This window comes from Streptococcus sp. 27098_8_91, assembly GCF_041432385.1.
Classification (GTDB): Bacteria; Bacillota; Bacilli; order Lactobacillales; family Streptococcaceae; genus Streptococcus.
Map to the genome: position 1 here is coordinate 17,058 of NZ_JAPVZN010000015.1, position 11,986 is coordinate 29,043.

Genomic DNA, 11,986 nt, shown 5'->3' on the forward strand with positions numbered 1-11,986 from the left:
TCTCCATTGTATTCATTCACCACAAGTGCCAGCTGGAGGAGTTCCTTATCTTTTTGGTATTACTTTCAACCTCACTATTAATTGAATACATTTATGACTTATTCCTCCAGAAAAAATCATGTTCTGATCGTTTGATTCTTTCAACAGTAACATCCCTAGAAATGATATTGAACTTGACTAATCCTTCTAAAACTATCCTGGTTTGAAAAAAACTGTCATCGTAATATTCAAGAGATATCTCTTGACAGGTATACAAGTGATTTTGTGTAAAATCTTTTACTTTAAATTTTTTGCGATTTTGTGCATCCGTCTCATAATTCAGTGCTGCACAAGCAAGGAAACTGACTTTCCAACATTCCTCTAAATCTACTTTATTCTCATGATAACTTTCTATATATAGATGAACTTCATCACCAAAATATAATATTTGTAAATCTAGAATCCGACCATCCCAATATTCCGTCTGATTTATCTTATCTTGTTTTTCCCTTATTTCAAATTCTCTCATATCTATTTCCTTCGCTTATTACAGTAACAACTATCATGCCGATTATACCATCGCTACCATGGATATGCAGCAGTTTTTTGCCCTATCAAAGCTATACTCTAGTCTTTGACCTTTGGTGTTCTGATTGATTTCAGTTTGATCTGAATCCTATCGTCAAAAATACTTATAAGTCTTAAAATTTTTTTCACTTTAAAAGCACCATAGATATTCTTAATTGCCAAAGTATCCGAATTCTCAAACTTCAATAGTCACTTAAAATCAATCTTTCTCGCATAATGAAGCAAACAAGGAAACCTACCAAGTAGAAATCTCAACACTTTTTCCATAGAACTTACAGGTTCAAAGCCACAAACATTATCATAAGACGATAATTTGCTAAACTCTATACGAATACTCTGTAGTTCGAGTAGACAATTCTTTCAATAATATACTGAAAATCTCACTTGATACAACTCGTTCATAAGGATTGGATAAGGACTACCCCAATTTGAATGTTCAAGACGGACAAAGACAGTTGAAAAAAGGAATTCAAAATCCAATTGTCTAATAGAACAAGCCAACCTTTAAGACAAGTGACATCGTAATCTCCCATACATATATTTCAACAGAAAATCTCTTATTCTAAGCTATTATAGCATTCTTTCAAGTAAAGTTGTATGGGCTTTTCTAAAATTCATCAAAAAACACCTCGTGGTGTGAACCATGAAGCGTTTCGAAAGGTTGGTGCAGTCGTATTGGTTAACCTTTTGAGGCAACTGACTTTGTCAGGTTGCAGAACAATTTCGTATAGAAACAAGATCTGAGTGCTCCTCTGTATTAAGTGTAAGATACTTTATAAGTTCAATGGAAGCTATTCATGTTAAGCTAAACAATTTTCATCACCTTAAAGTGCCCCTCTGGATAATTGCCTTGATAGCCAACTGGAATGTAGCCTCCCTCATAAATCAAAAGCAAATCATCATGAAAGGCAGACTCTATCCCAAAATCATCTTGCAGTAATTTATAGTTTCTAAGAGTGCTTACATCAAATAAAATCGAATCTATGCATGTCTGTGGCAAAAAATTTCTCTGTAGGTATTCTTTTAATGTAGGTTCAATAGATTTACGAAAGTAGGCTGCATTTTCATTCCAGATTTTTCCTATTCCAGCTCTAACTTCACCCTTATTCTTAAGTAAGAATTCACTACGAAATTCCCAAACAAGTTCTTCCCATTCACTAGACTCTATATGTTGCAATCCTTCAGTGCTATCTAATATTTCTATCTCAAATGGGAATTCAATATTTCTTTCACTAAAACATTCAATAATATACTTCATATCCATATATTTTTCTTTCATTTAGAAAAAACCTCATTTCTTTTTCGATAATAGAATGGGCATTGTATTGATGACTACCGATATCTTTTCCTATGTTTCCAATTAATGGAACAGTCACACAGTCATTATAACTATAATTTGGAGTGGTTTTCTTTATCATATAGCAGACATACTATAAATATTCAACTCTAAAATTATAGTTCAACATCCATTCTATAGTATAGATTTTTTTATCAGCAGTTCTATAAACATACAGATTCTCATTAGATTTCATCAATTGATCCATATCAACGAAAGCGTCATATATATCTCTCCCTTCCTCACAAAATTGGATTCTTACAAAATCCCGTATTTCAATTCCAAGTGAGTAGTTATCCCCAATTAATAAAATTAATAATTCTCCTTTATTGTTCATCCTTAAGCCTGAAAAATAATTATCTTTCGGAATAGATAATTTCTCCCAATTATCAGAAACGATCTTATCTGACGATAAATATTTTGTATGTTCAATATCATAAGCAGTAGGTGATGTATCAATTTGCGGGGAAAAATCAGTTACAATATCTATTATAAAGCAATCACTAATCAATAGGTAACGTTGTATTTCTTGTACTTGATGATTACTTTCTAATTCATAAAGCCCTGCTTCAAGATTTTCTAAATTGTGACCGAAGAAGTGATGTTTATTATATACATAACAATAATCTACATATCCAAAATTAATGAAAGTATGATTATTTTTAGATTTTATAAGAACTATAGTATCCTCATTATCTGAAATAATACCAGATTCAAGCATTATTTCCGCATCTGAAATAATACCAGATTCAAGCATTATTTCCGCTCCTTTAGAAAAAGAAAATAAAGTTTTAACTTCCATAGATTTACTCTCCATATCTAATTTTAGTACCTATATATCGTCCGTCTTTTAACCCAATATCCATTGTGGCTGACCTATTGTGTCTGTACTTGTCTTTCTTGCACTTTAGAGGCTATCGCAACTGGATATGATGACTTGTCCATACTTGGTCAGGCCTGTCACAGAGCCTGATATAAAGATAAGTCTCGCATTATTTGAATGATTGTTGGGGAACTTTGTTCCTATTGAACAGTAAAAGTACTTGAATCAATTTCAAGTGTTCTTTATCTGATAATTCTAATTTGCTAATTGTTTATTGCCTTAAAATCTTATAACTCTTTGATTTCTATGGACTTGCAAACTATATTATATCCATCATAACTATCAAGATATAAAGAATAATGCTTTAATTTCTGGTGCTTGTTCAATTCTTCAAAAAGATTCCTGTTGGCTTCCATTAACTGTAGTATAATTGATGAATTAAATATTTCTAAAACTTTATCATAAGCTTCAATTGTGTTTGCCGAAAACAATGCGTTCGTCTTTGAAAAATAGTGGACTTCTTGAAAGATCAATTCAACTTCTGAATAGATATCATCACAATCGTATCCCTTTAAATTGATACAAATAGTTGTACCTGAAAAAGTTATTTGAGGTAACTCAGACAGAAGTGAAGAAAACATTGGAAGAGTGTATATCGTTTTATTTTCCATTATTCGTACCCCCTCTAGATTTTACAGTAGAAATAGTTAGTTTATTACGTAGCAACTGCTCAACAGTAGTTTATTATGCGATGGGTTAGCGATATTATCAGGTACATAGCACTGATCTAGGAACTCCTGCAGCTGTTAACACTTGAGAGGTTTTTGTGTTTTTTCTAACAACGAAGGGGTTATGATTAACTCTCTCTATCTCAGTTGCAATACCTACCATAGTAGTTAATCCCTGAATTCCTAATAATTTAGGCTCTTTAGCCAATAATTCTCCAAGCTCTTTACAGAAAAAGTTACCTTTAAAATGAAGTTGAGACCACATTATCTCAACTTCACTTTATCATTATTTTTCCTTAGTTCTCAAATCCCACACCGCCTGTAATCTGGGTAATGAGGTCTAAATGTTCTTTTATGCCAACCTTGTCAATATTGACTAAATCCCTTTTTCCTCCCAGTACCAGAAGAGGAACAAAGCCAAAGCATTGATTGTAATCCAAGCTCCCATACTCCTTAACCGCTTCTTCATAGAAAGGAATAGCAAAAAAATCTTCTAAAAAACTATCATCATCTAAAAATTTGATAAAATGATCCATCCGTTTCGTCATCACCTCAAAATCATTGTTCGCATAATAAATGATATCAATAAAGCCGTTCTGAGTGTAGATAATTAGATCCCCAAAACAAGTAACAAATAATGGAACTCCATTTGTTCCTCTGAAATATGTAGCTTCTACAAATTCTATATATTCTTCTGGATTGATAATTTTTAGATAACCATCAAGTAAAAATCCGAGTCCATATTGTTGCCACAATTCCACTAATTCGTCTGGAACCTTTGAGGCGTACTTTTCAATGACTTCTTCTGGCATAGCTGCAAATTTGGTGAATTGTAAGTTCATTTTTCTCCTAATATTGTAATTTAACATTTAAGTAAATTTTAGTTAAGTCTTCAAAAGGTGTGGTTCTAACGATTTCATCCACAACATTATCTTTAATAGTAATTGCTGTAAAATTTTTAGACTATAGCGAAATTATCGTAGAATCTATCCCAAACTCTAGAAAATTTTATTTTTAACCGAAGTAAAAAAATAAATCTTTACAAAAATCAATCTCCTCTTGAGTTAAATCTCTGTTTTTTTCTGTGTCTAAACTATAGAGTACACCTCTCACAGTATTAACAGACTTTGCTTGCTCTAACATTTGTAAACGTATTTCAGGATTATCAATGTATTTAATAATAATATTACATAATTTTTCTTTAACATCATCATAATTTATATTAGTCACCTATAAGATCCACTTTTTAAAATTCAATTACCGAATTAGTTTTCAATTGTGGATAGCTTCCTTTCCCATATTCGGGATAATAAGATGTGATTGGCTCCAAAACTTTTCCTGTATCTCCGGCTTCCTTAGGAACATACACATTATCCATTATCTGAAGTGTATCAAACTCTCCACGAAGCTTCGCATTACTCCAAGCAGGAGATATTTGATAAGCATCTTGCACCTTACTAGCTGAATCAAATTTAGATAAACTGATGTAACTTCCAGGGGCTTCCATAGTTCTCATTGTCTGTTCAGCATACTTAGAATCCATATAACGATAGTCCGTTGATGACAAAATTCTGCCATCAGGCGATACATAAAAATCCGGTTTAGATGTAACTTTAGGCGCTGGTAAAGCTAACACAGGATCTGGTGCCGGCAAGGTAAGTGGCTTACTAGTCAGCCCAGGCAATGCTAGTTGCTGAACAGGAGTTACATCCTTGCGTGGCCTCGTGACTAGTAAGTCCCCTGCCGTCAGCTTCGTCATAAACACATCAACCGTAGGAACTCAAACTATTTGGCCACTTAGGCCTTCAGTCACTGCCTTAATAAACTGCCGTCCTGACTATCATAATATCTTTCTCATACATAGTCAAGTTCAGACACCAAAAAAACATCCAAGAGAAAATCCTTGAATATCCGTAAACGTTGACAGCATCTTATTGATTAAGTTTTTGAGGCAATTAACTTTGTCAGTTCACAGTTACATTTATAAGCGACTAAATGTGGCAAGCACAACATATAAAACTTTAAAAATTCGGGTGGTTATCACTTTTTGTTTTTGTAGCTTATGTAGTTAAGAAATACGAACTACTGCATCACAAAGATGATATAGTTTGATAACAAATCTACAGTATATTCGTGTCAATGCAATTTTTTCTATCGTCGTTTTCTATCCTGAAGACATTTAAACAGCTCTAGATTTTATTTCTAATAAATTGAAAATAATAAAATAAATATAAAATTATTTACAAAAATTTGAAAATAATTTCTATTTATATTATACTATATTTGAGGTATCTATTATGAACTATATTAAAAGACCACATTATTTAGATTTTTTAAGAAGACATCGTGATCGACAAGTCATCAAAGTTGTGAGTGGAGTGAGACGAGCTGGTAAATCTGTTCTCTTTCAACTCTATAAAGAGGAACTACTAGCAACTGGGGTAGACGAAAATCAAATCATATCCATCAATTTTGAGGATCTAAGTTATTATGACCTGCGACATTTTCAAACATTATTTGCTTATATAAAAGAGCAGTTAGTTGGAGAGAAAACATACTATATCTTTTTAGACGAAATTCAACATGTTGAAAAATTTGAACTAGTAGCAGATAGTCTATTCATCTTACCAAATGTTGACCTCTATTTGACTGGATCCAACGCCTACTTTATGAGCAGCCAATTAGCTACAAATTTGACTGGTCGGTATGTTGAGATAGAGGTTCTTCCTTTATCATTTGAAGAATATCTATCAGGTCAATCTCTCACAGAGAATTTGAATACAACAGAAATTTTTAACAATTATCTCTTTAGTGCTTTCCCTTACTTATTACAAACAGCATCTTACGCTGAAAAAATTGATTATCTCAGAGGAATCTATAACTCAATACTGTTAAATGATATTGTCACTAGATTAGGAAATCCAAATCCTACAATTATTGAGCGCATTGTCCGAACCCTTCTCAGTAGTACGGGAAGCTTAATATCGACAAATAAGATTCGCAATACCCTGGTCAGCCAAAACGTTTCAATCTCCCATAATACTTTGGAAAATTATTTGACGACTTTGACAGATAGTTTACTTTTTTATTCCGTTCCACGTTTTGATGTAAAAGGTAGAGCATTATTGCACCGCTTAGAGAAATATTATCCCGTTGATTTAGGTTTACGACATCTCTTATTACCAGACCACAAAGAAGACATTGGCCACATCTTAGAAAATATTGTATATTTGGAATTAAGACGTAGATATTCACAAGTATATGTTGGTAATTTAGATAAATATGAGGTTGATTTTGTTGTTGTAACTGATCTTGGTCACTACGCTTATTATCAAGTCAGTGAAACAACACTTGCTCCAGAAACATTAGAAAGAGAACTTAGACCACTAGAAGCCATTAAAGATCAATTCCCAAAATATCTATTAACAATGGATACGATTCAGCCAACAGCCAATTACAATGGTATTGAGAAGAAAAACATTATAGATTGGTTACTAGAAAAATACTGAACCCATAAATTGAGACACAAGAAAAACACTCCTGTCAAAATTTAGTGAAACTATGAACAGGAGTGTTTTGTTATGACTGAAAAAGCTTATTCAGTAGAAGCTAATTTAGCCTTCATCAAAATACTGGAATACATCATCACTTCCATCAAGCTGTAGGAAACTTATAGAAAAAGTATTAAATAATTACCAAAAGTAAAACAGTTACGCCTACATGTAAAATTACTAAAAAGCATCGAATCTTGATAAGATAATCGATAAAATAAGTATTAACGAATATCAAAAGTTTACCTTATATAAAATTTTTACATATCAGAGCAACACCATAGAAAAGAGAGCATGGCGCTCTCTTTCTTTTTATCTATTATATTTTCGTTTTCCTACTAAAGCGATGAGTCCAAGACTTGCTCCAAGCGCCGCTAGGAGACTTGATTCTCTCGTTCCAGTATTTGGAAGTTGTTTCTTGGATTCTGCTTTTGCATTGGTAGCTTGTGCAGGCGCTTGATAAGTTTTATCGTCTTTAGTTCCTACCGTTACTTTCTCTGCTGTGTAATCAACCACATTCCCTTTACCATCTACTACTGGTACTGGTTTGTAACCTGCTTTTTCAATCTCTTTACGCTTAGCTTCTACCTGCTCGCTATATAAGGCGAAGAGTTTATCATAAGCCTCTTGGTCGATTTTTTGTTCTTCCAACAACTTGTCAAGGATAGCTTGTGATTCTTTCAAAGCAGTTACTTTCTGATTAAGAATAGTTTCTTTTTCAGAAAGGACTTTCTTAGCTTTAGCAAGGTTAGGCTCTGCGTTAAGCAAGGATTCAAGGTCAGCTTTAGCTTCTTCAAGCGTCTTAGTAGCTTGTACTACTTTGTCTTTAGCAAGGTCAAGATTGTTTTCAGCAATCTGTACTAGTTTTTCAAGTTCAAGCAATTTATCTTGTTCAGTTGCTAGGTTGTTCTTAGCATTAGTAAGGTTAGCTTCTTTTTGAGCAAGGACATTCTTAGCATTAGTAAGATTTTCTTGTTTTGTTTTCACATCAGCAGTTAAAGCTTCTAGTGCTTTCTCAGCATTTTCTAAGCGCTTGTTAGCATTAGCAAGGATGTCTTGCGCTTGTTCAAGTTTGCTTTGAGCAGTCGGCGTTTTCAAAGGTGTAGCCTTAAGAGCATCCAATCGTTTTTGAATTGTTTCCTGCTCCCCTTTAGCCTTGATATTCGCAAGCGAAGCACTTGTTTTTTCACGTTGTGCCTGAGAGTTTACAGTCTGAGCATTTAATAAAGCAGAATTTGCAGTATTATAGGCTTTTACAATACTTTCTGATGTATTATTGTTAGGTACTTCAGTCCTATCCAGCTTGTTTCCAGCTTGATTATCAAAAACTGAGATGAAGTGTGCGCTTGTACGTCCTAGACTCTTAGAAATATCTAAAGCAAAATATTCTTTAGTAGCACCTCGAACAGAAGATACACCTGTTAGGTTTTGAGCGTGCATCCACTCCCAACCATTAAATAGCAAGTCAGAAATACTTTCATAAACCCATTTTTTAGCATCATACATGGTATGAATTTCATCACCACTATTGACACTGTTTAAGTTTTCAAGGTATTGTTGAGTATCATCCTCATAAGTAGGCAATCCATATTTACGAGCCACGTTGTTTACTGCTTTGTTATCGTGACCTTTTCCGAATCCCCAATCATCAGCTACGTAACCGTCAGTCACTTCGTCAGCAACTTGAACCATACCTTTTGTTACAACAGTCTTAGGTGTTCCAAAACGCTCACGGATTTGGTTAAGTAGATCGCTCGCAAATAGAGAAAGTTCTGTCATTTGTTCGGTTGTCAAGTTATTAGCATCAACACTGATAGCTTTATCAGTGACATTTCCTTTGAATTTATTCAAATCCAAATTTTCTTGGTTGACCGATTTTAAGATAGACTCTACTTTCTCTCTATGTTCTTTCCACTTATCACGTTCATTCAAAATGTCATGAGGATTATTTACATAGGATTTCAAGGCGTTAACATATTCATCAGTAACTTGGAAAGTGTTAATAGACTTATAGCTAGCTTCAGCCACAGTAAAGGTATCCTGTGCTTTTTCAAGAGCAGTTTGTGTCTGGTCAGCTTTATTAGTAGCATCAGTCAACTTAGATTCTGTGCTTACTACTACCTTACTAGCTTCTGTCAACTCGTTTTGGACGCTTGAAATTGCATCTGCAAGATTCTTGTCGTCTGACTTAGCTTGTTCCAAGACCTCCTCTGCATTCGTCAACTGTGCCTGTGCTTGTTTTTGGAAAGCCTCAGCATTTTCCTTTTCTTCGACAACTTTCGCTTGACCTGTACCGTCCAAAATAGCTTGGGCATTATCTACATCATTCTGAGCATCTTTAACCTCATTTAAAGCATCCGCTACTTTTTTCTCAGACTTATGAACTACATGTTCTTGGTCTGCGACAACTTCTTTTGCTTTGTTAAGGTCTTTTTCAGCATTCTTCTCTTGGTTTTCTGCGTCAGTTTTACCTTTTTCAGCACCAGTAACTTCTTGATTTTGCTTTTCAATGTTTTCTGGAGTCGCTTTATCCTTGGCTTGTTGAGCATTATCTACTTCAGATTGAGTATTACCTACTTCAGTCTGCGCTTGGTCTTTTTCAGTCTGCGCTTGGCTTTTCTTGGCTTGTGCATCTTCTACTGCTTGGGTAGATTTATCAAGTTTATCCTTAGCCACGTCAACTTGTTCTTTAGTGACTTCCTTAGTAGGAACTTTCACTTCAGTTTTCTTAGGCGCTTCTTTCTCTACCAAAGCTGGTTCGGTTTGAGCAGTTGTAGGCAATGGAACCTCTACTGTATCTGCGTGAGCAGTTCCGATTGTGCCGACAAGACTTGCAGTTGCTGCGATGGCAGAAATAACCGTACCCGTATACAATTTTTTAGCAGTACTATGACTATTTTCCGTAGCTTTTGACATTTATAAACTCCTTTTGTACAATGCCCTATGCATTTTATTAAACTATAGTACTATTTTACCATACTTTTATCGTTTTTGGATAGTTTATTATACTTATTTTTAGAGAAAACAGATAGTAAAATGGTAGATAACATGAAATATAATAAATTACAAAAGCATATCGCTTTTCGCATACGTGAGTGTAGAAAAGCACAGGGATTAAGTCAAGAAAAATTATCTGAAATCGCTGGCCTAGGTGTTAAAGCGATTCAAAATATAGAGAACATGAAGTATGATTTTAAGATAAAAACTCTTGAATCCGTAATCAAAGCCCTAAATCTAACGGTCGAGGAGTTCTTCAACCTACAATCATTTGAATCAGATCGAGAAGATTCTTCAGAAGTACTTTTTGAAAACTTAACAAAATTACCCAAAGATAAGCAAGGAAAAATTATATCTTCATTTAATGAGATTGTAAAGAATATCAAATAAACCCAGCCAAAATAAATTTTGGTTGGGTTTTATTTTACAGTCTTTCTTATTTTAACAAATTTCTTCAAAAATTCATTAAAAATTTTCTACTTTTGTTCTACCTTTTATTTTTACATACGATTTCATTAACCTATCAAAATCTTCACCATCTGACTTTAACTCTAAATTGAGTGAATAAGCTACAAACATAACACATAATATAAAAAAATAACTTCCTATTGCTACAAAATAGGTTTGTTGATACTATCACGCTTTTGATTATAACAACTATGATTTCTCTTTGCATTGTACAATCATAATAAATAAGAACTAACATGTTCTGTATTTTAGAAAAACGTATAAAGTCAAATTTTTTGGCTCTATATAGTCAATTGAAACAGGACAAAAGAGCCTCGAAAAAAGTATTGCAACTTGGCAATACCTTTTTGAGGTGTTTTTTGATATGAGCCCATTTCTTCTCAATAGGATTGTACTCAGGTGAGTAGGGAGGAAGTGGTAAAAGTTTATGACCAAATTCTTCACATAAGAGCTCTAGCCTACCCATTCTATGGAATCTTGCATTATCCATAATACTAACTGATGGTGTATTTAATATTGGTAAGAGAAACTTCTGAAACCAAGCTTCAAAAAGGTCGCTCGTCATTGTTTCTTCGTAAGTCATTGGAGCGATTAACTCACCATTTGTTAGCCCTGCAACCAAAGAAATCCTCTGATATCTTCTTCCAGACACTTTACCTCTTATTGCCCTTTTAATGAGCGACCATATTCTCGATAAAAATAAGTCTCGAATCCTGTTTCATCAATATAAACAGGTGCTAAGTGCTTCTCTAAAACAATAAGGTGAAAATAAGGTGGACTTCGAGGTGAACTTTTTCAAAAAACACGAAAAAAGCACCCATGAGGTAAACTCTTGAGTGCTTTGAAACGTTGATATAATCGTATTGATTAACGTTTTGAGAATTGTGATGCTTTACGAGCTTTCTTAAGACCTGGTTGGAGCACCACTTATTTCATCTAATTTCAAAGTGCTTTAAAATCAACGTTTTCATAAGTTTTCAAAAAATAAAATTTCAACTAATTTCAATCAATTTCATTAAAATAAGGTAAACTTTCGTCAAAAATAAGCAAAAATCGAACCAGAATATCAAAAGTTTCCCTTATATAAAATTTTTACATGTATACTAATTTGTTTTCATTAGAAAAGAGAGCCACTGCTCTCTTTCTTTTTATCTATTGTATTTTCGTCTTCCAGCTAAAGCAAATAGTCCAACACTTGCTCCAAGCAATGCTAAAAGTCCTGAATCCTTCGTTCCTGTATTTGGAAGTTGTTTCTTAGGTTCTGCTTTTGCATTTGTAGCTTGTGCAGGAGCTTGATATGTTTTATCGTCTTTAGTTCCCACTGTCGCAACTACAGGTTTATTTTGAGCCTTAGCATCTACGATGTCAACTACTTTACCGTTAGCGTCAGTAACTTCTTTAGGTTGACCACCTGCCTTACGGATTGCATCTGCTTTATCTTTCAAAGCTTGCAAACGTTGTTGTTCAGCAAGGTATGCGTCATGGTCGGCTTTGAGTTGCTTGAAGTTCTCATACC

The 11,986-nt window shown here is 33.9% G+C and carries 13 protein-coding genes and 1 pseudogene; 2 read left to right on the top strand and 12 right to left on the bottom strand.

Annotation, left to right across the window (positions count from 1 at the left end; genetic code table 11):
- Window positions 1-91: 91 nt before the first annotated feature.
- The 9 genes from O3611_RS09540 to O3611_RS09580 all read right to left on the bottom strand — a co-directional run bounded on the left by O3611_RS09540 (window position 92) and on the right by O3611_RS09580 (window position 5,213).
- Window positions 92-508 carry a hypothetical protein gene (locus O3611_RS09540; protein WP_371608500.1) on the bottom strand — a complete coding sequence of 139 codons (417 nt, stop codon included), beginning with the start codon at window positions 506-508 and terminating at the stop codon, window positions 92-94.
- Window positions 509-927: 419 nt separating this feature from the next.
- Complete coding sequence (locus tag O3611_RS09545) at window positions 928-1,068, bottom strand: Imm70 family immunity protein (protein WP_083301277.1); 141 nt, start codon at window positions 1,066-1,068, stop codon at window positions 928-930.
- A 304-nt stretch (window positions 1,069-1,372) separates the two neighbouring features.
- Window positions 1,373-1,846, bottom strand: a complete 474-nt coding sequence (locus O3611_RS09550; RefSeq protein WP_371608501.1) for a hypothetical protein — start codon at window positions 1,844-1,846, stop codon at window positions 1,373-1,375.
- A gap of 151 nt (window positions 1,847-1,997) precedes the next feature.
- Window positions 1,998-2,705 carry a hypothetical protein gene (locus O3611_RS09555; RefSeq protein WP_371608502.1) on the bottom strand — a complete coding sequence of 236 codons (708 nt, stop codon included), beginning with the start codon at window positions 2,703-2,705 and terminating at the stop codon, window positions 1,998-2,000.
- Window positions 2,706-3,013: 308 nt separating this feature from the next.
- The gene (locus O3611_RS09560; protein WP_371608503.1) at window positions 3,014-3,397 is read right to left on the bottom strand and encodes a hypothetical protein; all 384 of its coding nucleotides are present in this window, start codon (window positions 3,395-3,397) and stop codon (window positions 3,014-3,016) included.
- Window positions 3,398-3,494: 97 nt separating this feature from the next.
- A complete protein-coding gene (locus tag O3611_RS09565) occupies window positions 3,495-3,719 on the bottom strand; it encodes a hypothetical protein (protein WP_371608504.1) in 225 nt (74 codons plus the stop codon).
- A gap of 31 nt (window positions 3,720-3,750) precedes the next feature.
- Window positions 3,751-4,296, bottom strand: coding sequence for a T6SS immunity protein Tdi1 domain-containing protein (locus O3611_RS09570; RefSeq protein WP_371608505.1), 546 nt, complete (start codon window positions 4,294-4,296; stop codon window positions 3,751-3,753).
- Window positions 4,297-4,468: 172 nt separating this feature from the next.
- Entirely contained in the window at window positions 4,469-4,684 is a 216-nt protein-coding gene (locus O3611_RS09575) for a hypothetical protein (protein WP_371608506.1), read from the bottom strand.
- Window positions 4,685-4,700: 16 nt separating this feature from the next.
- Complete coding sequence (locus O3611_RS09580; protein ID WP_371608507.1) at window positions 4,701-5,213, bottom strand: hypothetical protein; 513 nt, start codon at window positions 5,211-5,213, stop codon at window positions 4,701-4,703.
- Window positions 5,214-5,751: 538 nt separating this feature from the next.
- Here O3611_RS09580 and O3611_RS09585 point away from each other — a divergent pair.
- Window positions 5,752-6,963 (top strand): ATP-binding protein, encoded by a 1,212-nt coding sequence (locus O3611_RS09585; protein ID WP_371608508.1) that lies wholly within the window; start codon window positions 5,752-5,754, stop codon window positions 6,961-6,963.
- A gap of 354 nt (window positions 6,964-7,317) precedes the next feature.
- Here O3611_RS09585 and O3611_RS09590 read toward each other — a convergent pair whose 3' ends face one another.
- The gene (locus tag O3611_RS09590) at window positions 7,318-9,921 is read right to left on the bottom strand and encodes an SEC10/PgrA surface exclusion domain-containing protein (RefSeq protein ID WP_371608509.1); all 2,604 of its coding nucleotides are present in this window, start codon (window positions 9,919-9,921) and stop codon (window positions 7,318-7,320) included.
- Between the two features lie 132 nt (window positions 9,922-10,053).
- On the opposite strand from O3611_RS09590, the gene O3611_RS09595 reads away from it, so the two are divergent.
- Entirely contained in the window at window positions 10,054-10,392 is a 339-nt protein-coding gene (locus tag O3611_RS09595) for a helix-turn-helix domain-containing protein (protein ID WP_101782310.1), read from the top strand.
- Window positions 10,393-10,759: 367 nt separating this feature from the next.
- Here the strand turns inward: O3611_RS09595 and O3611_RS09600 are convergent.
- A pseudogene (locus O3611_RS09600) lies at window positions 10,760-11,214 on the bottom strand (transposase); the annotation flags it as partial.
- Window positions 11,215-11,618: 404 nt separating this feature from the next.
- Window positions 11,619-11,986, bottom strand: a 368-nt coding sequence (locus O3611_RS09605) for an LPXTG cell wall anchor domain-containing protein (protein ID WP_371608510.1), incomplete at its 5' end; no start/stop codon positions are given.

Bases quoted from the DNA above. Each gene is read 5' to 3' on its own strand.
- O3611_RS09550 (WP_371608501.1), bottom strand. From the start codon at position 1,846: ATGAAAGAAAAATATATGGATATGAAGTATATTATTGAATGTTTTAGT.
- O3611_RS09595 (WP_101782310.1), top strand. From the start codon at position 10,054: ATGAAATATAATAAATTACAAAAGCATATCGCTTTTCGCATACGTGAG.
- O3611_RS09560 (WP_371608503.1), bottom strand. From the start codon at position 3,397: ATGGAAAATAAAACGATATACACTCTTCCAATGTTTTCTTCACTTCTG.
- O3611_RS09590 (WP_371608509.1), bottom strand. From the start codon at position 9,921: ATGTCAAAAGCTACGGAAAATAGTCATAGTACTGCTAAAAAATTGTAT.
- O3611_RS09540 (WP_371608500.1), bottom strand. From the start codon at position 508: ATGAGAGAATTTGAAATAAGGGAAAAACAAGATAAGATAAATCAGACG.
- O3611_RS09580 (WP_371608507.1), bottom strand. From the start codon at position 5,213: ATGACGAAGCTGACGGCAGGGGACTTACTAGTCACGAGGCCACGCAAG.
- O3611_RS09555 (WP_371608502.1), bottom strand. From the start codon at position 2,705: ATGGAAGTTAAAACTTTATTTTCTTTTTCTAAAGGAGCGGAAATAATG.
- O3611_RS09570 (WP_371608505.1), bottom strand. From the start codon at position 4,296: ATGAACTTACAATTCACCAAATTTGCAGCTATGCCAGAAGAAGTCATT.
- O3611_RS09565 (WP_371608504.1), bottom strand. From the start codon at position 3,719: ATGTGGTCTCAACTTCATTTTAAAGGTAACTTTTTCTGTAAAGAGCTT.
- O3611_RS09585 (WP_371608508.1), top strand. From the start codon at position 5,752: ATGAACTATATTAAAAGACCACATTATTTAGATTTTTTAAGAAGACAT.